At 70.4% G+C, this 25969-nt stretch carries 19 protein-coding genes; 10 read left to right on the top strand and 9 right to left on the bottom strand.

Annotated features, from left to right (window positions below):
* Positions 1-6 precede the first annotated feature (6 nt).
* Genes ACWGJB_RS19175 through ACWGJB_RS19160 form a run of 4 tightly spaced genes read right to left on the bottom strand, consistent with a single transcriptional unit; the run spans position 7 to position 4772 of the window.
* Positions 7-1647 carry a family 43 glycosylhydrolase gene (locus ACWGJB_RS19175; RefSeq protein ID WP_453381330.1) on the bottom strand — a complete coding sequence of 547 codons (1641 nt, stop codon included), beginning with the start codon at positions 1645-1647 and terminating at the stop codon, positions 7-9.
* Positions 1644-2549: a carbohydrate ABC transporter permease gene (locus ACWGJB_RS19170; protein ID WP_453381329.1), complete on the bottom strand. Its 906-nt coding sequence runs from the start codon at positions 2547-2549 to the stop codon at positions 1644-1646. The genes ACWGJB_RS19175 and ACWGJB_RS19170 overlap by 4 nt, the downstream gene beginning before the upstream one ends.
* On the bottom strand, positions 2549-3433 hold the full coding sequence (locus ACWGJB_RS19165; protein WP_453381328.1) for a carbohydrate ABC transporter permease: 885 nt from the start codon (positions 3431-3433) through the stop codon (positions 2549-2551). Before ACWGJB_RS19165 ends, ACWGJB_RS19170 begins: the two co-directional genes overlap by 1 nt.
* 10 nt (positions 3434-3443) lie before the next feature.
* Positions 3444-4772, bottom strand: a complete 1329-nt coding sequence (locus ACWGJB_RS19160) for an ABC transporter substrate-binding protein (RefSeq protein ID WP_453381327.1) — start codon at positions 4770-4772, stop codon at positions 3444-3446.
* Between the two features lie 330 nt (positions 4773-5102).
* On the opposite strand from ACWGJB_RS19160, the gene ACWGJB_RS19155 reads away from it, so the two are divergent.
* The 7 genes from ACWGJB_RS19155 (at position 5103) to ACWGJB_RS19125 (ending at position 15881) form a co-directional block, all read left to right on the top strand.
* Positions 5103-6446, top strand: a complete 1344-nt coding sequence (locus ACWGJB_RS19155; protein WP_453381326.1) for an ABC transporter substrate-binding protein — start codon at positions 5103-5105, stop codon at positions 6444-6446.
* The gene (locus ACWGJB_RS19150; RefSeq protein ID WP_453381325.1) at positions 6443-7438 is read left to right on the top strand and encodes a carbohydrate ABC transporter permease; all 996 of its coding nucleotides are present in this window, start codon (positions 6443-6445) and stop codon (positions 7436-7438) included. The genes ACWGJB_RS19155 and ACWGJB_RS19150 overlap by 4 nt, the downstream gene beginning before the upstream one ends.
* Entirely contained in the window at positions 7435-8286 is an 852-nt protein-coding gene (locus ACWGJB_RS19145; RefSeq protein WP_453381324.1) for a carbohydrate ABC transporter permease, read from the top strand. The genes ACWGJB_RS19150 and ACWGJB_RS19145 overlap by 4 nt, the downstream gene beginning before the upstream one ends.
* A 33-nt stretch (positions 8287-8319) precedes the next feature.
* Positions 8320-9846, top strand: coding sequence for a glycosyl hydrolase family 28 protein (locus ACWGJB_RS19140; protein WP_453381323.1), 1527 nt, complete (start codon positions 8320-8322; stop codon positions 9844-9846).
* Positions 9843-12947 carry an alginate lyase family protein gene (locus tag ACWGJB_RS19135; RefSeq protein ID WP_453381322.1) on the top strand — a complete coding sequence of 1035 codons (3105 nt, stop codon included), beginning with the start codon at positions 9843-9845 and terminating at the stop codon, positions 12945-12947. The genes ACWGJB_RS19140 and ACWGJB_RS19135 overlap by 4 nt, the downstream gene beginning before the upstream one ends.
* 31 nt (positions 12948-12978) lie before the next feature.
* The gene (locus tag ACWGJB_RS19130; protein ID WP_453381321.1) at positions 12979-14217 is read left to right on the top strand and encodes an alginate lyase family protein; all 1239 of its coding nucleotides are present in this window, start codon (positions 12979-12981) and stop codon (positions 14215-14217) included.
* 107 nt (positions 14218-14324) lie between these two features.
* Positions 14325-15881 carry a carboxylesterase/lipase family protein gene (locus ACWGJB_RS19125; protein ID WP_453381320.1) on the top strand — a complete coding sequence of 519 codons (1557 nt, stop codon included), beginning with the start codon at positions 14325-14327 and terminating at the stop codon, positions 15879-15881.
* Here the strand turns inward: ACWGJB_RS19125 and ACWGJB_RS19120 are convergent.
* Both ACWGJB_RS19120 and mmuM read right to left on the bottom strand, forming a co-directional pair.
* Complete coding sequence (locus tag ACWGJB_RS19120) at positions 15855-16913, bottom strand: LacI family DNA-binding transcriptional regulator (protein ID WP_453381319.1); 1059 nt, start codon at positions 16911-16913, stop codon at positions 15855-15857. The two genes, ACWGJB_RS19125 and ACWGJB_RS19120, sit on opposite strands and share 27 nt — an antisense overlap.
* 153 nt (positions 16914-17066) lie before the next feature.
* A complete protein-coding gene (gene mmuM / locus ACWGJB_RS19115) occupies positions 17067-17984 on the bottom strand; it encodes a homocysteine S-methyltransferase (RefSeq protein ID WP_453381318.1) in 918 nt (305 codons plus the stop codon).
* A gap of 126 nt (positions 17985-18110) precedes the next feature.
* Here mmuM and ACWGJB_RS19110 point away from each other — a divergent pair, with 126 nt between their 5' ends.
* Positions 18111-18773 (top strand): hypothetical protein, encoded by a 663-nt coding sequence (locus ACWGJB_RS19110; RefSeq protein ID WP_453381317.1) that lies wholly within the window; start codon positions 18111-18113, stop codon positions 18771-18773.
* An 81-nt stretch (positions 18774-18854) separates the two neighbouring features.
* Here ACWGJB_RS19110 and ACWGJB_RS19105 read toward each other — a convergent pair whose 3' ends face one another.
* Complete coding sequence (locus ACWGJB_RS19105) at positions 18855-19163, bottom strand: putative quinol monooxygenase (RefSeq protein ID WP_453381316.1); 309 nt, start codon at positions 19161-19163, stop codon at positions 18855-18857.
* 66 nt (positions 19164-19229) lie between these two features.
* Positions 19230-21329: an autotransporter gene (locus ACWGJB_RS19100; RefSeq protein WP_453381315.1), complete on the bottom strand. Its 2100-nt coding sequence runs from the start codon at positions 21327-21329 to the stop codon at positions 19230-19232.
* A 195-nt stretch (positions 21330-21524) separates the two neighbouring features.
* Here ACWGJB_RS19100 and ACWGJB_RS19095 point away from each other — a divergent pair, with 195 nt between their 5' ends.
* On the top strand, positions 21525-22934 hold the full coding sequence (locus ACWGJB_RS19095) for an RICIN domain-containing protein (RefSeq protein WP_453381314.1): 1410 nt from the start codon (positions 21525-21527) through the stop codon (positions 22932-22934).
* Positions 22935-22946: 12 nt separating this feature from the next.
* Here ACWGJB_RS19095 and ACWGJB_RS19090 read toward each other — a convergent pair whose 3' ends face one another.
* Positions 22947-24626 carry a rhamnogalacturonan lyase B N-terminal domain-containing protein gene (locus tag ACWGJB_RS19090; RefSeq protein WP_453381313.1) on the bottom strand — a complete coding sequence of 560 codons (1680 nt, stop codon included), beginning with the start codon at positions 24624-24626 and terminating at the stop codon, positions 22947-22949.
* Between the two features lie 188 nt (positions 24627-24814).
* Here ACWGJB_RS19090 and ACWGJB_RS19085 point away from each other — a divergent pair, with 188 nt between their 5' ends.
* A complete protein-coding gene (locus ACWGJB_RS19085) occupies positions 24815-25873 on the top strand; it encodes a rhamnogalacturonan acetylesterase (RefSeq protein WP_453381312.1) in 1059 nt (352 codons plus the stop codon).
* Positions 25874-25969: the final 96 nt, after the last annotated feature.

Raw genomic sequence — 25969 nt, 5'->3', positions numbered from 1 at the left:
GGCGGATCAGGCGGGTGTGCAGGTGACCCGGAAATCGGTGAAGTCGGCGGTGAAGGAGGCGTCGACGAGGTCTACGGCGTGGATCGCGGCCATGGCGCCCGTGAAGCGGAGGCGGGTGCCGTGGTCGTCGGAGAGGCGGGTGAAGTCGAGGGACGGGCCGATGGGGTGGCGGGTGCCGCTTCCGGCGTACCAGAAACGGGCGTCGGTGCCGTCGACGGTGACGCCGAGGGTGAGGGGGGCGGTCGCGTCGACCTCGGTTTCGGACACGCGGTGGCTCTCGTTCTCGTCGCGCGAGGTCAGGGCCAGCACGATGCGGCCCGTGTGCTGCCACTGCTGGCCGTGCTGTGATTCGCCTTCCGGTTCCGCCCAGGTGAGGTCCAGGGCGTAGTAGGCCGAGGTGTTGTACCAGAGGAGCAGGCCGGCGGCCTGGGTGAAGGTGGAGGGGCTTGCCTGGAGGGTGACTTGGGCTTCGGTGTGGTGTTCGGTGATGCGGCGGCCCAGGAGGTTGTGGGACCAGAGGGAGTCGGGGCCGTGATGACCGCGGAGGCGCAGCCAGCCGGGGCGGGTGGTGGGGTCGATCCAGGAGGGGGCTGCTGGGGAGCGGAGGGTGTAGTAGGGGGGTGCGTTGTTGTGTGAGGGTGGGTGGGGGCTGGTCGCGCCCACGCCGCGGTAGCCGCCTGTCGAATGCAGTCCCGCGCCCCCAAAGGGGCGCTCCGGCTCAGGTCCTTCGACCAGTACGGCCGGTCGGTGATCCCCGTGCCGGAGTCTCGGCCAGCCCTCCGCGTCCCATGTCACCGCCTGGATCGCCGTCTCGCGGCCGAGAGGGCACTTCGGTCCCTCCGGCGTCCGCAGGGGACGTGCTGTGAGGTGGCTCAAATACCACTCGCCCTCAGGCGTCTCCACCAACTCCGCATGCCCCGCCTTCTGCAACGGCCACTCGGGGTCGTCCCGCGTGGTCAGCAGTGGGCGTTCGTCCAGCGAGTACGGACCCGTCAGGTTCCTGCTGCGGGCCACCCGCACCCCGTGCTCGAAACCCGTGCCGCCTTCCGCCAGCACCAGGACGTACCAGCCGTCCCGCTTCAGCAGCTTCGGCCCTTCGATCAACCGGTCGTGCTGGAGGAGTAGTTCAGTGATGCCGATGGGGGCGAGCGTTTCCCTGTCCAGCTCGGTGGTGACGATTCCCGCGAAGCGCCGGCCGCCCGGGCGGTGGTCGTTCTGGATGTTGAGGAGCCAGATACGGCCGTCCTCGTGGTGGAGAGCGGGGTCGAAGCCGTGGCTCGGGACTCGGCGCGGGGGAGTCCATGGGCCCGACACGTCGTTGGCCGTACTGACGTAGGTGTCCAGGTCGAAGTACGGGGTGCCGACCGAGCGGACGATCGAGTACGTCACCCAGAAGCGTTCCCCGTCCCAGCTCAGCGACGGGGCCCAGATGCCGCCCGAGTCGGGGACACCGGCCAGGGAGTCGCCGGGGGCCGCGCCCTCGACATGGCCGGCGTACTCCCAGTGGGCCAGGTCGTGGGAGCGGTGGATCGGGATCGTCGGGAACCACTCGAAGGAGCTGGTCGCCAGGTAGTACCGGTCGCCGGCCCGGACCAGGGAGGGGTCGGGGGCGAAGCCGCGGATCACCGGGTTGTGGAGCACGGTCACTTGAGGGCTCCCAGGGTGACGCCGGTGCGCCAGTAGCGGCGCATCGCGATCATCATGACGGCCATCGGGACGATGGAGAGCAGGGCGCCGGTGAGGACCAGGCCGGTCAGGTCGACCCCGGATTCGAGCCGTTTGCCGGACCAGTTGTACAGGCCCAGGTTCAGGGTCCAGTTCTCCTCGCCGCGCAGCACGGTGAGGGGGAGGAAGAAGGCGTTCCAGGTGTTGACGAAGGCCAGCAGGAAGACCGTGGCCCCTCCCGTCGTCATCATGCGCAGGACGATCGAGAAGAAGATGCGCAGTTCGCCCGCTCCGTCGATGCGGGCGGCCTCCAGGAGTTCGAAGGGGACCGTCGCCTCCGTGTAGACCTTCGCCAGATAGACGCTGAACGGGTTGATCAGGCAGGGGATCAGCATCGCCCAGGGCGTGTCCACCAATCCGATCTTCGAGAAGAGGAGGTAGAGGGGGAGGGTGAGCAGGGCGATGGGGACCAGGAAGGAGCCGACCACGCAGGCGAACACCAGGCCCCGGCCCGGGAACTGGAAGCGGGCCAGGCCGTAGCCCGTGGCAAGCGCGATGAGCGTGCCGCCGAGCGAGCCGACTCCCGCGTAGAGGAGGGAGTTGGCGGTCCAGCGCAGGAAGATGCCGTCCTCGTAGGTGAACAGCTGGTGCAGGTTGTCCCACAGGTGCCAGCCGGAGAACCAGAGGCCGTTGCTCTGGTAGAGGGCGGTGCGGTCCTTGGTCGCGGCGACCAGCAGCCACCAGACCGGGAAGACGCTGTAGGTGGCGGCCAGGATCAGGCCGAGGAGCAGGAAGCGCTGGCCGCCCCGGGAGCGGGACGCCGGATCGGGCTCGGTGACGCGGCGGACGGGGTTCGTGCGGGTGCGCTCCTCGGTGAGTGCCATCAGTCGGCCTCCTTCGCGGTCAGCCGGTAGAAGAGGAAGGAGGCGACGCCGAGGATCAGGGCCAGCAGCACCGAAAGGGCGGCCGCGTAGTGGTAGTTGCCCGCGTTGAACGCCTGGTTGTAGATCACCATGATCGGGGTGAAGCTGTCGCTCACCGTCTGGGGCGTGACATTGCGGAACAGGGCCGGCTCATTGAAGATCTGGAGCATCTGGATGATCGACAGCATGCCGGTGAGGACCAACGCGCCACGCACGTAGGGGACTTTGATGCTGAGTGCGATGCGGCGCTCGGATGCGCCGTCCAGCCGGGCCGCCTCGAAGAGTTCACGCGGGACGCCCTGGAGCGCCGCGTAGATGATCACCATGTTGTAGCCGATGCCGTGCCAGGTCAGCAGGTTGCCGATGGACGGCCACACCATCGAAGGCGCGAAGAAGTTCCAGGACAGTCCGAACGCCTTGCCCAGCGGGGTGAGCGGGCCGACGTCCGGGCTGTAGAGGTTGATCCAGACGATCGCCGCGACGACACCGGGGATCATGTACGGCACCAGCAGCAGCACCCGGAAGCGGCCGGCCGTCCTGGACGCGAGCGTGTCCAGGAACAGCGCGAGGAGCAGGCTGACCAGCAGCATCACCGGGATCTGTACACAGGCGAACAGGAGCACCCGGATCACGGAGCCGAGGAACGCAGAGTCCGTCAGGCCCTGCCGGTAGTTGGCCAGGCCGGAGAACTCGTCCGTGGTGCCGCCGAGACCGAGTCCGGACGACCGCGCGCGATACAGCGACTGGTGGACGGCGTATCCGATCGGGATCAGGTAGAGGAAGACGAAGCCGAGCTGGAAGGGCACCGTGAAGGCGGCGCCCTTCCAGCGCTGGGAGCGGACCATCCGTGCCGCCTCAGCCCTTGACGTTGATGCCGCGGGACTTCAGGTCGCCCACCGTCCACTCCTGCATATGGGCGAGGAGGTCGGTGACCTTCTGCTGCTTGCTGACGACCTTCGCCCAGCCGTTCTGCAACTCGGTGTACATGGCGGTCCAGTCGGGGCCGAAGGTCCAGTCGGTGGTCACGTCGGCCAGGCTGTCGGTGACGACCTTCTTCGCCGGGGCGTAGTTCGAACCGAGCAGCTTCTGCGAGATCGCCTCGTCGACGTAGGCGCTGCTGTCGGCCAGTGCGGGCATCACACCGTTGCCGGTGGTGGGGCTCGCCATCGTCTTCACCGCGCCGGGGTTCGTGGACACCCACAACGCGGCTTCGGCGGCCTGCTGTTGGTGTGCGCACTGCCCGGTGACGAGCGTGACGCTGCCGGTGAGGTTGGTGCCGGCCGGGGTCTTCGCGGCCTGGCCGGTGAAGGCGGGCCAGGGGGAGAGCGCCCACTTGCCGAAGGACTTGGTGAAGTTCTGCACCATGCCGGCCATCTGCCAGGTGGAGATCTGCCGGGTCGCGGTTCCGCCGTTGTCGTAGTTCCGCTGTACGGCCGCGTAGTCGGCGAACGACAGTTTGGAGTCGAGGTCGTTGTCGATGATCTGCTGGATCACGCCGGCGGCCTTCAGGGTGCCCGCGTCCTGGAAGTTCACCTTCCAGGAGTCGCCGTCGATCGCGTACCAGTGGGCGCCGGCCTGCATGGCGAGCACTTCGAGGGTGCTGGGGTCCTCGCCGGCATAGTTGGTGATCTTGATGCCGTGCTTCTTCAGCACCTTGCCGGCCGCGATGAACTCGTCCCAGGTGGTGGGGGCCTTGAGGCCGTACCTCTGGAAGATGTCGGTGCGGTAGACGGTGAAGTTCGGCGAGGAGCTGGTGGGGACGCCGTAGAGCTTGCCCTGCACCTGCGCGGCCGACCAGGAGCCCGGGTTGAACCTGTCCCTGGCCGGACCGACGTACTTCGTGATGTCGGCGAGGGCGCCCTGGGCGACCCAGCTCGTCACGTACTCGGCGGTGTTCTGCACCAGGCAGGGCGCGTTGCCCGCCTTCACCGCGTTGGTGAGCTGCTTCTGCATGGTCAGCTGGTCGGTGACCTTCGTGTACGTCAGCCGGACGTCCTTGTGGGAGGCGTTGAAAGCCTTCACCACGGCCTCCTGGCCGTTCGCCCAGCCCCAGAAGGGCAGGGTGACCGGGCCGGAGGCCGCATCGGAGCCGCCGGAGCCGGAGCCCGATCCGCCGCAGGCGGAGAGCAGACCCGTCAGCGCGAGGCCCGCGATCGCGGCGCGGACCAACCTGGTGGAGTTCATCAGACCGTGTTCCTTCGGGGTGGGCGCTCTCGGAGAGGAGGGCGGCGGCTCGACGGTGCCTTAGAAACCGGTTTCCACGAGACGGTAGGACGGTCCGGCCGCTCCCAGCAAGGGGTATGAGTCGGAATCTTTCGCTGTCCGGTCGGCCGAACGGGCCGTGAGCAGCAACCGGTACACCAGAGCAACCGGTTGCCGCTGAGCGGCTTTCGAAAGTTCGTCACCCCCCTTGACGACGCCCCCGTACGGGTCGAAGCTCCCCTCACCGCTCATAGCAACCGGTTGCCAAACGAGCCGACGCCCCATCACCTTCCCGAAGAGAGTGGGTAGTCCATGCAGACGCATGCCCGAGCCCCGGTCAGCCGGCGCCGCCTCCTGGCGCTCGGCGGCAGCGCCGCCGCCACGGCCGCCCTCGGCGGCTGTGCCCTGCCGGTGTCCGGCAGTGTCGGCGGCTCGGGCGAGACCGTCACCCTGATGGTCAAGGCCGAGGACCTCGGCACGGATCTCGTCAAGCAGGCCAAGAAGGACCTCGGGATCCGCATCAACACCGTCAGGTACGACATCACCAAACTGATCGCCATGATGACCAGCGGCAACCCGCCCGACCTGGTGCGCGGGGTCGGCGCGGTCGACACGCCGTACCTCGCGGCACGGGGGGTGGCCGAGGAACTCGACCCGTACTTCGCCCGCAGCAGCGTCCTCGACGTCGAGGACCTCGACCCGGTCAACGACCTGTGGCGCTACGACGGCCGCACCCAGGGCAAGGGCCCGCGCTACGGCATGGCCAAGGACTTCTCCCAGGACTCCATGTACTGGTACGACACCGCCCTCTTCGACAGCGCGGGCGTCACCCACCCCTCCCGGACCGAGCCGGTCACCTTCGACGAGTGGCTGGACAAGGCCAAGCGGCTGACCCGGACCAGCAAGGGCCAGACGACCGTGTTCGGCGGCAGCTACAACGGTCTGGGTGCCTCCACCCTCCTTGCCGGGCTGACCGCATCGGCCGGCGGCAGCCTCTTCAGCGACGACTTCTCCCGGGTCGACTTCACCACCCCCGAGGCGCGCACTGCCCTGAACTGGTACATCGAGCTGTGCCGGGCCAGGGTCGGCCCCAGCCTGATCCAACCCGACCCGAACGGCTGGGACGGGCCCACCTACCAGGCCCGCCGGATGGCGATGTCCAACTCGGGCTACTGGCTGGGCGGTCTGATCAACACCGACAAGAAGCTAGCGGCCGTCTCCCGGCTGGCCCCGGCACCGGTCTTCGCCGGCGGCCCGCGTATCAGCTCCTGCCAGGGCGGCACCGGGATGTGGATGCCGAGGAAGGCCCGGAACAAGAACGCGGCCTGGCGGGTCTTCGAGTGGTTCTTCGGCGAGGCCCCGGCGAAGGCGCGCGCGTCGGGCGGCTGGGGGATACCCAGCCTCAAGTCGCTCCGGTCCCTGATGCCGCATCAGGAGGGTTACCAGAAGGCGGTACTGGAGACACAGCAGGCCGAGCTGAAGCACTTCTCGGTGATCTCCTTCACCCCGTACGCCCGGACGGATTCCCTCGACGCCCTCTTCAACCAGGCCGCGCCGGCCGCGATGCGCGGCGAGATGTCCGTCGACAGCCTCGCCCGGCGTCTCGGCTCGGCCATGAACGAGCAGCTCAAGCGCGGGAAGGAGCAGGTGGGATGAGCGTCGAGCAGATACCGGCCGTGCACGGCGGTACGGGGGCCGCGGCCGACAGCCGGGACCGGGCGGTCAGAAGTCCCCGCTCCTCCATGACCACCCGCCGGCACCGCGCCTTCTACCTCTTCACCGCGCCCTGGATCGCCGGCTTCCTGTTGCTGACCATCGTGCCCATGGGGTACGCCCTGTGGCTGAGCCTCACCACCTTCGACGGCCTCTCGCCCCGCTGGCGTTTCGTCGGGCTCGCCAACTACCGCGAACTGCTGGGCGATTCGGTCACCTGGCAGGTGCTCGGCCGGACCGCACTGTTCGCCGTCACCTCGGTCCCGCTCTCGATCGTCGCCGGGCTCGGGCTTGCGGCGCTGGTCAACCGGCCCCTGAAGGCCCGGGGGTTGTTCCGCACGCTGCTGTATCTGCCGGCCGTGGTGCCCCCGGTGGGTGCGGGCCTCGCCTTCAAGTGGCTCTTCGACCAGAACTCGGGCGCCGCGAACGGGGCGCTGACCGGCCTCGGCCTCGACGCACTGAACTGGCTCGCCGACCCCTACGCCCGCTACGTCCTGCTGATGACCGTGCTGTGGGCCGCCGGCAACGTGATGATCATCTCGCTGGCGGGGCTCCAGGACATCCCCCGGGAACTCCTCGAAGCGGCCCGCATCGACGGCGCGAGCGCCTGGCGCAGCTTCCGCAGCGTCACCGTGCCGCTGCTGTCACCGGTCCTGCTCTTCCAGACCGTGACCGGGGTGATCGCCTCGGTGCAGACCATCATGCCGCTGCTGCTGGCCCCGGACGGCACCACCGCGGGCGTCACCGCCGTCCCGCAGTCGAACTACCTCTACATGATGCACGTCTTCGCCGAGTACTTCGCGCTCGGCCGCTACGGCTACGCCTCGGCGCTGCTGTGGGTGCTCTTCGCGCTGATCCTGCTGCTGACCGCGGCCATCTTCAAGGCCACGTCCGGCGTGGTGTTCTACAACGTCGACCCGGAGGCGAAGAAGTGACGGCCACCCTGCCCGCCCCCCGGCCCCGGATCCACGGCCGCCGCCTGGTCCTCTACACCGTCCTGGTGGCGATCACCGGCCTGTTCCTCGGCCCCTTCGGCTGGCTGGTCCTCACCGCCCTCAAGACCCCCGCCGAACTGGCCGCGTCTCCTGTCCACTGGCTGCCCGCCCACATCCAGTGGCACAACTTCGCCGACGCCTACCGCCTGATCGACTTCCTCGGCTACGCCCGCAACTCCCTGATCATCGCGACGCTCTACGCCGCGCTGGTCACCCTCAGCTCCGCCTGGGTCGGCTTCGGCTTCGCCCGGCTCTCCGCGCCCGGCAAGAAGACGTTGTTCGGCATCCTGCTCGGCTCGATGATGCTGCCCCAGATGGTCACCCTGCTGCCGACCTATCTGATCTTCGCCAAGCTCGGCATGGTCGACACCTACTGGCCCTGGGTGCTGTGGGGCCTGGCCGCCACCCCCTATCTCGTCTTCCTCTTCCGGCAGTTCTTCGCCGGACTGCCCCGCGAGCTGGAGGAGGCCGCGATCGTCGACGGCTGCGGCTACGCCGGGATCTTCTGGCGGATCTTCCTGCCGCAGTCCTGGCCGGTCCTCGCCGCGAGCTTCGTGATCGCCTTCACCTGGACCTGGGGCGACTACATCGCACCCCAGCTCCTGCTCTCCACCGACCGCACCACCCTCGCCGTCGCCGTCATGACCACCTATGTCACCGAGGCCGGCCAGCCGGTGACCCACCTCCAGGCCGCCGCCTCCGTCATGTACGTCGTCCCGATCCTGCTGGTCTTCCTCGTCGCCCAGCGCGGCTTCGTCGCCGGCCTGTCGACGTCCGGCCTCAAGTAGCCCGCACCGCAGACCTGTTGCAAGGAGTCATAGATGAACACGCCCTTCTCACGCCGTACCGCCCTGCAGGCGGCCGGAGTCACCGCGCTCGCCGCGGGACTGTCCGGCGGGCTCGCCGCCGGCGCCGCCCACGCGGACGCCCGCAACTCCGCACGCGGGCTGGTCACTTACCCCCGCCCGTCCGCTGTACCGACGAACACCGGGTTCCAGGTGCGGGTGCGCACCGCCCCCGACGGCGACTGGCAGACACTGGACGTCTATCGCCCCCAGTTCGAGGAGATCAACCCGGCCACCGGTTCCGGCAAGGTCTACAACTCCTCCCTGGTCTACTTCGACTTCCGGGGCTCCGTCGAAGTCGAGGTGACCTGCCTCAAGGGCGGCACCACCAAGGCCCGGGTGAGACCGGACTCGTACGGCATCACGCCCGAACTCCTCGGTGACACTCTGCGGTTCACCCTCGACGAGCCGAAGGACCTGGTCGTCCAGATCAACGACGAGATCTTCGACTGCCTGCACATCGTCACCAACCGGATCGAGCACCGCCCGCCGGCCGCCGACGACCCCGACGTCATCTACTTCGGCCCCGGCGTGCAGACCGTCACCGGCGGCGTCCTCACCGTCCCCAGCGGCAAGACCGTCTACCTCGCCGGCGGCGCCGTCCTCAAGGCGACCGTCTACTTCAAGGACGTGGAGAAGGCCGCCCTCAAGGGCCACGGCATGATCTGGGCAAGCTCCGGCCAGGGCGTGCTCTGCGAGGGCAGCAAGCACATCCGGGTCGAGGACGTCATCATCATGAACCCCGGCAACTACATCGCCACCCTCGGCGAAGCCAAGAGCGTCCACATCAAGAAGGTCCGTGGGTTCAGCTCGCGCGGCAACGGCGACGGCATCGACATCTTCTCCTCCAGCGACGTCGTCCTCGACGGCTGCTTCCTGCGCAACTCCGACGACTGCATCGCCATCTACGCCCACCGCTGGGACTACTACGGCGACACCCGCAACATCACCGTGCAGAACTGCTCGCTGTGGGCCGACGTCGCCCACCCGATCAACATCGGCACGCACGGCAACACCGACGCTCCGGAGACCATCGAGAACCTGGTCATCAGGAACATCGACATCCTCGACCACCGCGAACCCCAGATGAACTACCAGGGCTGCATCGCGCTCAACCCCGGCGACTCCAACCTCATCAGGAACGTGCGCATCGAGGACGTCCGGATCGAGGACTTCCGCTGGGGCCAGGTCATCTACATGAAGGTCATGTACAACACGAAGTACAACACCTCGGTCGGCCGCGGCATCGAGGACGTCTACGTCAAGAACCTCACCTACACCGGCACCCACGCCGAACCGTCGCTCCTCCTCGGCTACGACGCCGACCACGCCATCACGAACGTCACCTTCGAGAACCTGGTGATCAACGGGGTCGTCGTCGCCGACTCGATGAAGAAGCCGAGCTGGTACTACACCACCGACACCATCCAGTGGTTCTCCAACGAGCACGTGACGAACCTGAAGTTCATCACGACCGCCGAGGCGGAGGCGGCCGCCCAGTGAGCCCGCTCAGCCGCCGCGCCCTGCTGAAGTCCTCCGGCGCCCTGCTGCTCGCCGCGGGCGCGGACACGCTGTTCGTGCCCGCAGCCGGGGCGGCGGGCGGCCTTCCGGACTTCGCCTTCACCCACCCCGGCATCCTGCACACGGCCGACGACCTGGCCCGCATGCGATCCGCGGTCGACAGGAGACAGTCCCCCCTCTACGACGGCTATCTCGCCCTCGCCGCCCATGGCCGCTCGCAGAGCACCTACGCCGTCCAGAACACCGGCCAGATCACCTCCTGGGGCCGCGGCCCCGCCGACTTCCAGAACCAGGCCGTCGCCGACTCGGCCGCCGCCTACCAGAACGCCCTGCTCTGGGCCGTCACCGGTGACCGCGCGCACGCCGACAAGGCCCGCGACATCCTCAACGCCTGGTCGGGCTCCCTCACCATCGTCACCGGTGCCGACGGCCCGCTCGGCGCGGGCCTGCAGGGCTTCAAGTTCGCCAACGCGGCCGAACTCCTGCGCCACACCGGCTACGACGGCTGGGCGGACGCCGACATCGCCCGCTGCGCGGCCTCCTTCCTCGACGTCTGGTATCCGGCCGTCTCCGGCTACATGCTCCACGCCAACGGCAACTGGGACCTGACGGCCCTTCAGACCATCCTCGCCATCGGAGTGTTCTGCGAGGAACGCACCCTCTTCGAGGACGCCCTGCGGTTCGCCGCCGCCGGCGCGGGCAACGGCAGCGTCCGCCACCGCATCGTCACCGACGCCGGCCAGGGCCAGGAGGCCGGCCGCGACCAGGGCCACGAACAGCTAGCGGTGGGCCTGATGGGCGACGCGGCCCAGGTCGCCTGGAACCAGGGCGTCGACCTGTGGGGCCACGACGGCAACCGCATCCTCGCCAACGCGGAGTACGCGGCCCGCTACAACCTCGGCGGCGACGTCCCCTTCACCCCGGACCTGGACCGCACCGGCAAATACCTCAAGACGGCGGTCTCGGCCATCTCCCGCGGCACCCTGCCCCCGGTCTACGAGATGTACTACGCCCACTACGCGGGGGTCCGCGGCCTCGCCACGCCCTGCACACAGGCCGCCGTCTTCCGCGGCACCGACGGCACCCGGGTCGTGGAGGGCAGCAACGACGACCTGCCGAGCTGGGGCACCTTCACCTACGCCGGCAGTACGGCCCCCGCCCCGGCCGTGCCGACCCCGCCGGCGGGCGTCACGGCGGACGGCGACGAGCGTGCGGTCACGGTGTCATGGCTGCCGTCGGTGGGCGCGATGCGCTACGAGGTGCGGCGCGCCGAGCACCCCGACGGCCCCCATGAGCGGCTTGCCGAGGTCGGGTCGCCGTCGTACACCGACGCAGGGGTACGCCCGGGCCGGACGTACTACTACTCGGTCGTCGCCGCCGACTCCTGCGGGCGGAGCGGGTCTTCGGCCGTCGTGTCGGCGACCGCCGGACTCCCGCGTCCCTGGCGGACCCGGGACCTGGGCGCCGTACGCATCCCCGGTTCGGCACGCTTCGACGGTGAACGGTTCGTGCTGGAGGCGAGCGGCACGGCGGACACCTACCGCCTCGTGCACCTCCCGCTGCACGGCGACGGCAGTGTCACCGCCCGGATCGTCTGGCCGCTCAGCTCGCAGTACGCCAAGACCGGCGTCACCCTCAGGGCCTCGCTCGACCCGTCCGGCGCCCACGCCTCGACGCTGATCCAGGGGCTGCCCCTGCACACCTGGAGCGGGGTGTGGAGCGTGCGTCCGGCGGCCGGTGCCGGGATCTCCGCGACCGGCAGCACCCCGGTGCCGCCGAGCCAGCAGCGGGCCATCACCACCGGCGCCGGCTTCCCGATCTCCGACCTGGGCACGCTGCCCGAGTCGGCGACCCCGCTGGCGGCCCCGTACGTCGAGGGAGCGGGGGACGGCTATCGGCTGCGGGCGCCGTACTGGGTCCGGGTGACCCGGGAGAGGGACCGCTGTACCGGGGCGATCTCGGCGGACGGGGTGCGGTGGACCGAGGTGGGGTCGACCGTGTGCGAGCTGCCGCGTACCGCGTACGCCGGGCTCGTCCTCACCTCCTGCCTGGGCGTCGACGAGGAGTACGCCGAGACCGGCACGGGCGCCTTCGACAACGTCAGTGTGGTGTCCCGGGGCAGCGCGGGATGGCGGGTGCCGCGCCCGGTGCGCAAGGCCGGTGATCTGCTCGCCGCCGCCGGCTCCGACGGGGTCGAGCTGGCCTGGACCGACCCGGACCCGTCGGCCCGCTACACCGTGCTGCGCGCCCCGGCCGCGCACGGGCCGTACCGGACCCTCGTCCGGGACACGGGCGCGGTCGGCTTCGGCACCCGGGTCCGGTACACGGACGGGAGCGGTACGTCCGGGACGACGTACCACTACGCCGTGGCCAAGACCAACTGCGCGGGCCGCGGGCCGCGTTCGGCGTCCGTCAGCGCGGTGATGCCGTCCGTCACCACGGCCACGGCACCCACGGCCGCCGTCGTCCCGGCCCTCCCCGAGCCCTGGACCGGCGGCGACCTCGGTGACGTGGTTCTCGATCGCAGCGCGTACGGCACCCTCGGCGTCGTCGCCGTCCTCACCCCGGGCGACGCGGCCTACGCCGACGGCGCCTTCACCGTGCGTGGCGCCGGATCCGACCTCAACGTCAACTCACAGGGCATGACCGGGCAGTTCGTACGGCGGCCGGTCACCGGCGACTGCGAGCTCACCGCCCGGCTCGTCTCCCGCTCCGGGGCCACCGCCGACCGGGTGGGGCTCCTCATGACCAAGTCGCTGTCGCCGTTCGACCAGGCGGCCGGCGTGATCGTCACCGGCGGGACCAGCGCCCAGCTGATGCTGCGCCCGACCGTCGCCGGAGCCTCCACCTTCACCGGGACCACCGCCGTCCGACTGCCTCTGCTGCTGCGGCTGAAGCGCACCGGGACCGCCTTCGCCGCCGCCGTCTCCGCCGATGACGGCGTCACCTGGAGCCCGCTTGCCACGGGCACGATCCCCGCCTTCGGTGACGCCCCCTACCACGTGGGCCTGGTGGTGTGCTCCCGCACCCCGTCGGCCCTCGGCACCGCGCAATTCGAAGAGGTGAGTGTCGCACTCACCTGAACTCCCCCCCCACCGAAGGAGAACCATCGCGATGAGCCGCCGCGAGCAACACCGTCCCGGGACGGGCGGGTTGAGCCGCCGCAGTGTCCTGAAGTCCGCCGCCGCCCTCGCCGTCGCCGCCTCGGTCACCGCCCCCGGGGTGGCCGGCGCGGCCCCGGCGACCTTCACCCACCCCGGCATGCTGCACAACGCCGGTGACATCAACCGCGCCAAGGTACGGGTCGCCGCCGGCACCGACCCCTGGCTGTCCGGCTGGAACAAGCTGACCGCCAACTCCCACTCCCAGTCGACCTGGACCAACCGGGCGACGGCCACGATCATCCGTGGCGGCGACGGGCAGAACTACAGCCTGCTCTACAACGACATCGCCGCCGCCTACCAGAACGCCCTGCGCTGGCAGGTCGGCGGCACCGAGGCCAACGCCGCCTGCGCCGCGAACATCCTCAACGCCTGGTCGAGGACGCTGACATCGGTCACCGGAAACGCCGACCGGTTCCTCGCCGCCGGCCTCTACGGCTGGCAGTTCGCCAACGCGTGCGAGCTGATGCGCGACTACGCCGGCTTCGACCTCGCCGCGGCCCAGGAGATGCTCGCAGGCGTCTTCTACCCGCTCAACAACAGCTTCCTGACCAACCACAACGACGCCTGCATCACCAACTACTGGGCCAACTGGGACCTGTGCAACATGGCCTCGATCCTGGCCATCGGGATCCTCAACGAGGACAAGGCCAAGTACGACCAGGCCGTCACCTACTTCAAGTCGGGCGCCGGCAACGGCTCGATCGCGCACGCCGTGCCCTACCTGTACACCGACTCCGACGGCTACGCCCTCGGCCAGTGGCAGGAGTCCGGCCGCGACCAGGGCCACACCGTCCTGGGCATGGGCCAGATGGGCGCGATCTGCGAGATGGCCTGGAACCAGGGCGACGACCTCTACTCGTACGACGACCGGCGGTTCATGAAGGCCGCCCAGTACGTCGCCAAGTACAACCTGGGCAGTGACGTGCCCTTCACCACCTACACCTGGGGAACCGGGCAGAGTTGCGCCCAGTCGTCCCAGACGGTGGTCTCCGCCTCCTCCCGCGGCCAGATCCGCCCCGTGTGGGCGATGCTCCACTTCCACTACAACCGGCGTGTCTACCTCGACGACAAGTACATCTCCGCCATGTACTACAACCTGGTCGCCCCCGAGGGCGGCGGCGGGGACTACGGCTCCGACAGCGGCGGGTACGACCAGCTCGGCTTCGGCACCCTGATGTACGCCAAGTAGCCGCGCGCAGCCATCCGAACGCCGTGGGTGCCGGAATTCCGGGAGCCGATGTGCTGCTCTTGTCGTACCGGCGTTGAGGCACGCGCGGCGGGAGGAGCTGGTGGCGGATGACGGCAGAGCGGACGGACGTCAAGGACCCCGTGGTCGGCACCCCGTACGGGGCGGTGCGCGGCAGGTGGGAGAAGTCGGTCGCGGTGTTCCGCGGCATCCCCTACGCCGCCCCGCCCTTCGGGGCGCACCGGTTCCGTCCGCCCGTGCCGCCCGAGCCCTGGGACGGCGTGCGGGACGCGGGCGCCTTCGGGCCGACGGCGCCCAAACCGCCGTACTCGGAGGCGTTCGCGGAGTACCTGTCCGACCCGGTGATCCCCGGCGACGACTGCCTCAACCTCAACGTGTGGACCCCGGAGCCGGGCCCCGGCGCCCGGCTCCCGGTCCTGGTCTGGCTGCACGGCGGCGCCCTGACCAGGGGCTCGTCGACGGTACCCGTGTACGACGGTCATGCGTTCGCACGTGACGGGGTGGTCTTCGTCTCGGTCAACTACCGGCTGGGGGTCGAGGGCTACGGCCTGTTCCCCGACACCCTGCACAACCCCGGCCTGCGCGACCAACTCGCCGCCCTGCGCTGGGTCCACGACACCGTCGCCGGGTTCGGCGGCGACCCGGACCGCATCACCCTCTGCGGCCAGTCCGCGGGAGCCATCAGCGCCGGCGCCCTGCTCGCCGCACCCCAGGCCCAGGGACTGATCCGCAGAGCCGTCCTGCAGAGCGGCCCGCCCGAGGCCGCGGAGCGCGACAAGGTCCGGCGCATGGTCCGCCGGATGGCCAACCGCCTGAAGATCCCCGCCACCGCCCAGGCCTTCGCCGAGGTCGACCGTGAGCTGCTGCTGCGCACCCAGGCCGAGGTCGGCAGGCTGAGCAGCCCGGTCCTGGGCGGCCCCGCCTTCGGGATCGTCGTCGACGGCGACCTCGTCCCGCGCGACCCCCTGCAGGCCCTCCTCGACGGCGGGGCGGCCCACGGCGTCGACCTCCTCATGGGCTGGACCCGCGACGAGTACCGGCTCTGGCTGGTCCCCGGCGGCCTGCTCGACCACGTCGACCGGCTCGGCCCGGTCGCCTTCGCCGGCGCCATGGCCCGCTGCCACGCCGGCCACGAGGTGCCGCGCGGCTACCGCGCCCTGCACCCCGAGGCCGGCCCCGCCGAGACCGTCGGCCAGATGGTCACCGACCACCTGCTCCGCCGCCCGCTGCACCGGCTGGCCGAGGGCCGCCCGGGCTCGTCCTACCTGTACGAGTTCGCCTGGCCCTCCAACCGGCCCCGACTCGGCGCCTGCCACGGCCTGGAGCTGGGGTTCGTCTTCGACACCGGGGACGGGCCCGACGCGGCCCGGCTGGCCGGCGAGGGTGCCCCGCAGGAACTCGCCGACGAGATGCACGGCGCCTGGGTCCGCTTCGCCGTCACCGGCGACCCCGGCTGGCAGCCCTGGGACGACACCCACCCGGTCCGCGTCCTCGGTGACGGCGAGCCCCACACGGTGTCCGGCCCCCGGGACCGCGAGTTCGCCCTCTGGACACCCACCGCCGTGGAGCACCCCGAACGGGCCGCCGAACTGGCCCTGGCCGTACGCCGGCTGCGCCGCTCAATGGCCGCCGTACGCCGCCACTGAGTCCCGTACGACCACATGCGTGCCGAGGAGCAGATGCTCGTCGGCCGAGTCCCCGCCGTGCCCGAGCGCGGTCCGCACGGCGAGCCGCCCCAGCTCCTCGTAGGGCACGTGCACGGTGGTCAGGGCCGGGTGCAGATCCCGGGCGAAGGGGATGTCGTCGTACCCCGCCACCGAGACGTCCCCGGGCACGTCGAGCCCCGCCTCGCGCAGCGCGGTCAGCGCCCCCGCGGCCACCATGTCGGTGGCGGCGACCACGGCGCTGAACTCCAGCCGCCGCGTGAGCGCCTGCCGCATCAGCCGGTGCCCGGAGTCCCGGGTGAAGTCGCCGTGCAGCAGGAGCGCGGGGTCGGGCTCAAGGCCCCGGGCCCGGTGCGCGGCGAGATAGCCGCGCTCGCGCCCCATCGCCGTCGTGTGGTCCGGCTTACCGCCCAGGAACAGCACCCGCCGATGACCCTGCGCGAGCACGTGGGCGACCAGGGCGTGGGCGCCGCCCTCGTTGTCGTACTCGATGACCGTGACCGGCGCGCCGGGCCCGAGCGGTGGCCGCCCGCACAGCACCAGCCGGGACCCGGCCGAGGCCAGCGAGTCGGCGGTACGGCGGGTCCGCTCCCGGTACTCGGGAGTGTCCGCCGCCCCGCCCACGAGAATCACGGCGGCGGCCCGCTGCGCGCGCATCATCCCGATGAACTCCAGCTCACGCCCCACATCGCCGTCGGTGCTGCAGACGAGACTCAGATGTCCGAGTCGTGCCGCCTCCCGCTCCACGCCGTACGCCATGTGCGCGAAGGACGGCCCGGTGATGTCCTCCAGCACGAAGGCCAGGGTGGGCGTACCGGCCCCGGCGACGGCCTTGGCGCGGGCGTCGGCGACGTAGTCCAGCTCGCGGACGGCCCGCAGGACGCGGGTCCGGGTGGCAGCACTGACGGGGTAGTCGCCGCCGAGCACCCGGGAGACGGTGGAGGCGGACACCCCGGCGCGCGCGGCGACATCACGGACGGTGCTCCGCCCCGCTTCCGCGCTTTTCCTGGTCAACCCCACCCCCGAAAACTGGCCAACGCCGGGACACTAGCGCCCCCTCAGGGGCGCGGAACAGTACCAATGTGCGGCTCCGCCGCGTGGGCGCGAACAGCCCCCACCACCCGCAGTCGCGCACGTTCAGGCCGACCCACCGCGATCAGGCGGCCCTCACACCACCCGGGCAATCCCGGCAATCGCCTCCGGCCCCACCCGGCAACACCCCCCGATCAACCGAGCCCCCGCATCCCGCCACCCCTCCACCTGCCCGGCGGCGAACGTCGACTCCCCGGTCCACGCCCGAGCCCGCGCATCCCACAACTCCCCGCTGTTGGGATAGACGACCACCGGCTTCCCCGTGACCCGCGCCGCCACCTCCACCGCATGCTCCACGTCCGCGGGCGCGCAGCAGTTCACCCCCACGGCGATCACCTCGTCCACGTCCGCGGCCAGGGCGAACGCCTCCTCCAGCGGCTGCCCCGCCCGAGTCCGCCCACCCGCCACGCTGTACGACAGCCAGGCCGGGACCCCGAGCCCCCGCACCGCCCGCAGCAACGCCGTCGCCTCCTCCGCGTCCGGCACGGTCTCCAGCGCGAGCACGTCCGGCCCCGCCCCGGCCAGCACCTCGAGGCGCGGCCGATGGAACCGTTCCAGTTCCTCGACGCTCAGCCCGTACCGCCCCCGGTACTCGGAGCCGTCCGCGAGCATCGCCCCGTACGGCCCGACCGAGGCGGCCACCCACAACGGCCGCGCGATCCCCTCCGCCCGGGCCCGCCGTACCGCGTCGCGCCCCAGCTCCACGCTCAGCGCGAGCAGCCGGGCGGCCTCCTCGTGAGGGATCCCCCGCCTGGCGAAGCCCTCGAACGTGGCCTGGTAGCTGGCGGTGATCGCGACGTCCGCGCCCGCCCTGAAGTACGCGAGGTGCGCGTCGGCGACCGCGTCGGGCCGGTCGGCCAGCAGCCGCGCCGACCACAGCTCGTCGCTCAGATCGTGTCCGGCGGACGCCAGCTGGTTGGACATACCACCGTCGAGCACGACCGCCCCGGCGGCGATGGCGTCGGCGAGGCTGGGGGAGTTGTCGCTGGTCATGCCTCGACGCTAGTCGATCCGCCGCCGAACGCCCCACGGTGTCCCCTGCCTGCCGACCGCGGCGGAGTTCTCCCGCGAACTAGCCTTTGGCGCCGCCCAGGGCGCCGTACGGATCGACGACCGGCCGTGGCTGACCCCCGCTTCCTGCGCCGGTACATCGGCAGCAACACCCTCGGTCAGGAGCTCCTGGACGACGACGAGGCCTGGCGGCAGCCCTTGGTCCGCGACCACTTCCCGGCCGGCCTGCGTCGGGAGGCGGTCCGGCTGCACCACGACCGGGAGTGGTTCCTCCAGGTGCTGGAGGCCCTGCCGCGAGCCTTCTGCCACCTCGACATGTGGCCCGCCAACCTCCGCTCCGACGGCCCCGCCGCCGTCGCCCTCGACTGGGCGTTCGCCGGGGACGGCGCGCTGGGCGAGGACCTGGGCAACTACATCCCCGACTCCGTCTTCGACCTCTTCGTCCCGGCCGCCCGGCTGCCCGAGTACGCGACGGCGGCCTACGACGCCTATGTGCAGGGTCTGCGCGAGTCCGGCCGGGACGTCGACGAGCGGCTGGTACGGCTCGCGGTGTGCGCCTCGGCGGTCAAGTACGACTGGCTGACCGCCGCGATGCTGGCCTGCGCCGGTGAGGAACAACTGGACTACGGTGGCGGCCGCCGGGTCTCCGCCGAACTCCGCTACCGGGAACGAGGGGCGACACTCGCCTTCCTGGCGGACTGGGCGAACGAGGCGCGCGCCCTGGCGCCCGAACTGGGCTTTCCGGAAGCGCCCGGCGGGATACGTGCCTAGGACGCACCGGCGCATGCGCCACGGCCCGTCAGACCGCGCTCCGTGGCGCGGCCGTTCGTCGCCGCCTCCGAGCGTGGTCCATCAGGTGCCGTCTGCGCCGAGGCCGCCCGCGACGGTCAGTTCGCGGCTGGTGAACTCGCCGGTGAGCATGGGCATGGCGGTCGCGATCGACTCCTTGGCCTCGGGCAGCCGAAGGGACGCGTCGTGGTGTTCCTTGGAGTCCCAGACCTCCGTGACCACGATCGTGTCCGGGTCGTCGGATGCCAGGCCCACCACGTAGCTCCGGCAGCCGAGTTCCCGGAGACTCCCGGCCGCGGAGAGCAGGATCGCGACCACGTCGTCGCGCTTGCCGGGCCGGGTCCTCATCGAGCCGATGTAGCCGTAGGCCATGTCGTGCCGCCTTCCTCGGAGGTGCGTTGCTCGGCCCCATCATGGCGCCGGACGCGGCCCGGACGGTCACCCCGCGTGCCGCCCGCCCCGCTTCCGGCCCTTCTTCTGGGTGCGCATGCCGGCCGGGACCATCAGGCCGCCGAGGAGGCCGAGGGCCAGGGCGTAGGGCCACCAGCCGAAGGAGTCGGCCGAGTCGGCGGCGGTGCGGGTGGTCACGGCCGGGGGAGCGGTGGATGCCGCGTCGGCGGTGTCGGCCTTCGGGGCGGCCTTCGTCGTCTGCTTCGGGTCCAGGACCACGTCGTTGCCGTCGCCGCCCCGGTAGGTGATCCGGTAGACCGTGTCGGCCAGCTTGACCTCGGCGCCCTCGCGCAGCCCGTCGAAGGAGCCGGTGGTGCGGGCGGTACCGGTGTGGTCGATCACCGTGACGCGGCCGGCCGGGGACCTGCCCGCGGCGGACATGTCGAGCGCGCCGGCCAGGGTGAGGCGGCCCGTCACCTTCAACGGCTTGTCCCGCAGGACCAGTTCGCCCTGCTTGTGCTGGGTGTAGTCGCCCCGCACCGTCAACCCGCCGGCCACCAGGTTGTCGTTGGTCACCGCGCCCCGCACCGTGCCCTTGCCGGACAGGGCGGTGGCGACCCGCAGGCCGGCCGGCCCCACGTCCAGCCGAGCGGTCGCCGACGTCAGCCGGATCGCCTTGCTGTGCACGAGAGTCGCGCCGGAGCGCAGTGCCAGGGTGCCCTTTCCGACGGTCGTCGCTCCCGTGTACGTCACCGAACTCCCGGTCAGTGTGGTCGTCGCCGCACCCGACTGGACCAGCGAGCCGGAGCCGCCCATGTAGGCCAGTTTCACCGGAGTTGACGTGTTCTGTACGTACAGCGTGCCGTCGTTCACGATCCGGCGCCGCTCCGTGCCGGTCAGCAGGGAGCCGTCGCCGCCCTTCGCGCCCGAGCCCAGGCGCAGCACCGCGCCCTTCTCGACCGTGGTCGAACCGTCGTAGTCCTGGGCGGCCGCGAAGGTCACGTCGTCGCCGCGTGTCCCCGCGATCACGATGTCCCCGGCGCCGGGCGCGGCCAGCGTGTCGTGGTAGCGGCCGCCGCCGATGGGGGCGCCCAGCGTCACGGGGCCGTCGTAGTCGAAGGTGAGCCGGGAGCGGCGGCCGCTCGCCTCGTGCAGGTTGATGTAGACGGTGTCCTTCGTCCCCGGCATGAAGATGCGGTGGGTGGTGCCGTCGCCCCAGTGCACGTCGGCGCCCTCGATGTTGGTGCCCCGTTTGTTCAACTGGTGGGCGACGGGCTTCCAGTTGAGGGACGGGTCGCTCAGCGACGGGTTGGTGTCGCCGCCCCGGTCGCTGTAGCTGTACTGGCCGGTGAGCACCACCTTGCTGCCCGGTCGCGAGTGCACGTTGACGTCACTGCCGTACTCCCGCTGGTAGAAGTCCTGCCCCAGGGTGATCGTCTGGTACAGCGGCGTGTCGATGATCCAGGAGCCCTGGTTGAGGATCGCGCGGGCGTGGGGCAGCGCGACCGGGTATTCGGGGCGGCCGACGGCCATGCCGGTGCCGTTGTCGATGACCCCGGAGAAGGGGTGGGTGCCGGCCAGGTCCAGCGTGCCCCACATGTTGCGGGGCTGGGTCACCAGGCCGGAGCCGCTGATGGTGCCGATGTTGAACGTGCGGGTGAGGGACAGGCGCAGGGTGCCGTCGACCCGGATGTTCAGCTGGTTCAGCTGGTAGCCGGGCGTGTTGTACGGGAAGTGGCCGACCAGGCCGGTGCCGCCGCCCGTGCCGTACTGGAGGGTCGTGCCGCGCTCGACCGTGATCGCGGGCGGGTCGGGGTTGGTGACCGTCGTGTACGGGTGGTTGCCGCCCTGGGTGCGGACGACCTGCCGTTGCCGGGACTTCGGCAGGGTGAAGTCGCTGTCCTTGGTGAGGACCAGCGTGCCGCCGCCGCGCACGGTGAGCGTGCCCTCGCCGTGCAGGACGCCGTCGTACGTCGTCGTCCCGGCCGGCACGGTGACGACCGTGTCGCCGGTCAGTGTCACGTCCCGGTCGGCGAGTACGTCGGCGGTGACGTCCCGGGGGCCGGCGGCGGACGCCGGGGGAGCGGAGGCCAGGAGGGCGGCGAGGGCGCCGGCGGCCGCTGCGGTGGTGTGGAGGTGGCTGCGCACGTCATCGGAGACGCGGTGGAAGGCGCCGGATAACAGAAAAACGCGGATGGGCGACGATCGGTTGGAAATCGCTTTCCCCCTTGTCTCGTCAGACCCGTTGACCTGTCCGTAACACACCCTTACCTTTTCGGCGATCACAACGTTCGTGATGGCAACCGCCGTTCGTGATCTCGAACCCGAAGGAGCGTGTGTGAGATGAGACGTGCGTACGCGATCCTGCTGTCCCTCTGCCTGGTGGTGATCGGCGCCCTGGCCACCGCGGGCCCGGCCGCGGCCGCCGCACAGACCGTCACCAACGGCACACAGTTCACCGACACCTCGGGGAACATCGTCCACGCCCACGGCGGCGGGGTCATCAAGGTCGGCTCGTACTACTACTGGTTCGGCGAGGACCGCAACTCCGACAACACCTTCAAGTACGTGGACGCCTACCGCTCCACCGACCTGAAGACCTGGGAGTTCCGCAACCACGTCCTCACCCAGTCCTCCGCCGCCGAGCTCGGCACCGCCTACATCGAGCGCCCGAAGGTCATCTACAACGCCTCCACCGGCAAGTTCGTGATGTGGATGCACAAGGAGAACGGCGTCGACTACAGCGAGGCCAAGGCCGCCGTCGCCGTCTCCGACACCGTCGACGGGAACTACAGCTACCAGGGCAGCTTCCAGCCGCTCGGCCAGTACATGTCCCGGGACATCACGACGTTCGTCGACACCGACGGCACCGCCTACATGGTCTCGGCCGCCAACGAGAACTACGACCTGCACATCTACAAGCTCACCGCCGACTACACCGCCATCGCGAGCCTGGTCGCCAACCCCTGGGCGGGCGGCCACCGCGAGGCGCCCGCCCTCTTCAAGCGCAACGGCGTGTACTTCATGCTGACGTCAGGCGCCACCGGCTGGAGCGCCAACCAGCAGCAGTACGCCACCGCGACCTCGCTCTCCGGCCCCTGGACGGTGTTCACCAACGTCGGTGACTCCACCGCCTACAACTCCCAGACCGCGTACGTCCTTCCGGTCACCGGCACGTCCGGCACCTCGTACCTCTACCTGGGCGACCGCTGGGGCAACTCCTTCGGCGGCACGGTCGACGACTCCCGTTACGTCTGGCTGCCGCTGACCTTCCCGACCACCACCACGATGTCGATGTCCTGGTACCCGGAGGTGTCCGTCGACACGACCGCCGGGACGGTCTCCGGCACCGGCGCCACCTACAACACGCTGATCGCCCGGCACAGCGCCAAGTGCGCCGACGTCCCGAGCCAGTCCCTCTGGGAGGGGATCGCGATCAGCCAGTACACCTGCAACAGCGGCACCAACCAGAAGTGGTGGTTCAAGGACCTGGGCACCGGCTACTACGAGCTGATGGGCCGGGGCAGTTCGCTCTGCCTCCAGGAGAACTCCACCGACGTCACCCAGGAGGACTGCACCGGCGCCACCACCCAGCAGTGGTCGGTCGTCACCTCCGGCTCCTACGTCAACATCAAGGCCCGGACCAGCGGCGAGTGCCTGGACGTGAACGGCGCGTCCACCGCCAACTCGGCCGCCGTCATCGCGTACACGTGCAACGGCGGCACGAACCAGCAGTGGACCCGCGGAACCTGAGCTCCGATCAGGTCAGGCCAGCAGGTCGATCGCGTCGATCGAGGTGCCGGCGCTGAGGAAGGACGTCGTTCCCGAGCCGCTCGCCACATAGATCTTCAGCGTGTTGTACGCGCTGGTGTCCGTCAGCCAGGCGGACGCCGGGACGCTGTAGGTGAAGGTGTAGTTGTTGCCCCGGTAGGAGCCCACGGTCAGTGACCGGGTGCTCGGCTGGCTGGGCGGCGAGGGGACGGCGGAGGTCCAGGTGTCGTTGACGACGACCTGCGGCCTGCCGTTCGCGTAGGCCGTCGTCACGCCGATCCTGAGGGTGTGCGCGGCGGCGGCCTGGGCGGCCGTCAGCCTGAAGTACACGATGATCCCGCTGTTGACGTCCTTCCACAGATAGCAGGGGAAGGCCGAGGTCTCCGTGCCGCTGCCGATGACCACGTTCCCGGTCCAGGACGCGGCCCGCACGTCCGACGGATGCGCGTACGTCATCAGGTCGGCGTTCTTGAACCCGCCCGGCGTGCCGTCCCAGTTGTTGATCCGCCAGATCGCGCTCGCGTTGCTCGGGTCGTTCGAGGACGGGATCGCAAGGGTGTTGAGAGTGGTCGTGCCACCCGCGGTCACCGTCACCGACGTGGTGTACACCGCCAGTTCGCCCTTGAAGACGGTCAGCGTGTACGTCCCCGGAAGCACGCTCCCGATGGTGAAGTAGCCGTCCGACGCGCGGGCCGCACCCCAGTACTGGGCCGCGGAGTTGGCGAGACCCACCGTGTACGCGTACGCCGTGTCCCGGCCGCTGATCCCGACACCCGCGACCTTGCCCCGGCCGCTCGCCGCGACGTATCCGGAGATGCCGAGCGAGTCCGCCCAGGAGGTGGTGAGGGTGCCCGGGTAGAGGGCGGAGGAGGGCGCGCCGCCGTCCGTGAGGGCGATGACGTACGGGCCCTGAAGGCCGTAGCGCTCGGACTCGGTCTGGTTCTCGCCGTAGTACAGGATCTCGTACAGCCCGCCGCCGTCCGCGCTCTGGTGGCGCAGCAGCGAGCGGTAGAACGGGCCGCCGGAGGCCTTCTCGTGGTTGCTGCGCACGACCCACAGGCCGACGCTGCCGGTGGTCCAGCCGATGTAGCTGTAGTCCATCACCCGCAGCTTCGAGTAGTGCTTCGCGCGGGTCTGGCCGTCGGACTTCTCGAAGACGTCCGCGGACTCGATGACGGTGGGCGCGTAAGTGTAGGAATCCGGCTCGTCGTTGAGGAACAGGCCGGCCTTGACGCGCACGATGTAACGGGTCGCGGTGACGGAGGAGTCGGCCTTGTCGGTCCACAGGTAGACGTTGTTCTCGCCGCTGCGGGCCGCGTAGTAGTGCTTCAGCGTGCCGTACGTCACCGAGATCAGGATCGTGGTGCCGGACTGGGCGATGGTCACCGTGGAGGTGCCGAGGCCCGACTCGACATGCGAGTTCTTGCCGCCGTAGCCCTGGTACTCGGTGCCCTTGTAGACCAGCGAGGTGAGGTCGCCGTTGGTCTTGCTGACCTTGAAGACCAGGTTGGCGCCGGTGTCGACGACGTAGTGGGAGCCGTCGTCCGACCAGCCGAAGCCCGCGGCCGAGGCAGTGGTGGCGAGCGGGCCGGCGAGGGCGGCGGTGCCGGCGGCGGCCGCGCTGCCGAGGACGAAGGTACGGCGTCCGAGGGGTCTCCCGTTGACTCCGGACATGGGGGTGCCTCCTTCGGAGGGGCGGGGGTGCGGGTGACTGTGAGAGTGGCAGTTGAATCGATTTCGCGAAAGGGCTTTCACTGTCCCGGGGTTGGCATTCTCGTGAAATCAGTCCAAGGGCTAGAAAGCGCTTGCGAGTGGCGGTACGGTCCCCGCCAGGCCTTGTCGCCGTGACGGAGGAGTCCCGAGTGAGACGTTTCAACGGTGTCCGTACCGCCGTGGCCGCGGCGGTCGTCCTGAGCGCAGCCACCTGCCTGACGGGCACTCCCGCCCAGGCGCACGACCGGCACCTGCCGGTCTCCCTCGCGAACTGCACCGCCGACGCCTGCCACTTCGACGTCCCGCCGGGCGACTACGACGTGACGGTCCGGCTCGGCGGCGCGGCCACGTCCAGCACGAGCATCAGCGGGGAGACCCGGCGCTCGCTGCTCCCCGAGACGGCCGCGCCGGCGGGGCGGCACGTCACCCGCAGCTTCACCGTGAACGTCCGGACGCCCGAGGGCGAGCCGACCGGACCCGACGGAACGCCCGGCCTCGACCTGGCGATCGGCGGCTCGGCGCCCGCGCTCGCCGGCATCCGGGTGACCCCGGCCCGGCACGCCCGGCGGCTCTTCCTGGTCGGCGACTCCACCGTCTGCGACCAGCCCGCCGCCCCGTACTCGGGCTGGGGCCAGCAGCTCCCGCAGTTCCTGCGCACGGGGGTCTCCGTCGCCAACTACGCGGACTCCGGCGAAAGCACGGTGACCTATCTCCAGAACCCTCGACTCTGGGGTACCGTCCAGCCGTTGATCGGCCGGGGCGACCTGGTCCTGATCCAGCTGGCGCACAACGACAAGACGACGGACGAGGCGACCTACCGCGCGAATCTGGAGACGCTGGTGGCGGGCGTCCGGGAGCGGGGTGGGCGGCCGGTGCTGGTGACACCGATCGTGCGCCGCTGGTTCAATTCCGACGGCACGCTGAACAACGACATCGCGCTTCTGGTCAACGGGCTCGGCGTCAATCATCCTGAGGTGATCCGCTCGGTCGCCGCCGCCGAGGACGTTCCGCTGATCGACCTCACGGCGAAGACCAAGGCGCTGGTGGAGTCCCTCGGCGTGGAGGGCTCCAAGGCGCTGTACCTGTACAACGAGGAGAAGGACAACACGCACACCTCCGCGTACGGAGCCACCGTCTACGCGGGTCTGGTGCGTGACGAACTGCTCGCCCGGCACCTGGTGCCCCGGGGCACCGTGCGGGCGGGATGAGCCCCTGGGGCGTCCCGACCGGAACCGGGGCGCCCCAGGTTCGAACGGCACGAGGTTCGGTATGAAATCCGGCACGCGGTCGGGCACGGGGTCCGG

It is taken from the genome of Streptomyces sp. NPDC054813 (genome assembly GCF_053611365.1).
Note: the sequence above shows the minus strand (reverse complement) of the source record. Positions and strands in the feature narration are given on the sequence as shown.

Bases quoted from the DNA above. Each gene is read 5' to 3' on its own strand.
- ACWGJB_RS19170 (WP_453381329.1), bottom strand. From the start codon at position 2,549: ATGGCACTCACCGAGGAGCGCACCCGCACGAACCCCGTCCGCCGCGTC.
- ACWGJB_RS19165 (WP_453381328.1), bottom strand. From the start codon at position 3,433: ATGGTCCGCTCCCAGCGCTGGAAGGGCGCCGCCTTCACGGTGCCCTTC.
- ACWGJB_RS19160 (WP_453381327.1), bottom strand. From the start codon at position 4,772: ATGAACTCCACCAGGTTGGTCCGCGCCGCGATCGCGGGCCTCGCGCTG.
- ACWGJB_RS19155 (WP_453381326.1), top strand. From the start codon at position 5,103: ATGCAGACGCATGCCCGAGCCCCGGTCAGCCGGCGCCGCCTCCTGGCG.
- ACWGJB_RS19150 (WP_453381325.1), top strand. From the start codon at position 6,443: ATGAGCGTCGAGCAGATACCGGCCGTGCACGGCGGTACGGGGGCCGCG.
- ACWGJB_RS19140 (WP_453381323.1), top strand. From the start codon at position 8,320: ATGAACACGCCCTTCTCACGCCGTACCGCCCTGCAGGCGGCCGGAGTC.
- ACWGJB_RS19130 (WP_453381321.1), top strand. From the start codon at position 12,979: ATGAGCCGCCGCGAGCAACACCGTCCCGGGACGGGCGGGTTGAGCCGC.
- ACWGJB_RS19125 (WP_453381320.1), top strand. From the start codon at position 14,325: ATGACGGCAGAGCGGACGGACGTCAAGGACCCCGTGGTCGGCACCCCG.
- mmuM (WP_453381318.1), bottom strand. From the start codon at position 17,984: ATGACCAGCGACAACTCCCCCAGCCTCGCCGACGCCATCGCCGCCGGG.
- ACWGJB_RS19105 (WP_453381316.1), bottom strand. From the start codon at position 19,163: ATGGCCTACGGCTACATCGGCTCGATGAGGACCCGGCCCGGCAAGCGC.
- ACWGJB_RS19095 (WP_453381314.1), top strand. From the start codon at position 21,525: ATGAGACGTGCGTACGCGATCCTGCTGTCCCTCTGCCTGGTGGTGATC.
- ACWGJB_RS19090 (WP_453381313.1), bottom strand. From the start codon at position 24,626: ATGTCCGGAGTCAACGGGAGACCCCTCGGACGCCGTACCTTCGTCCTC.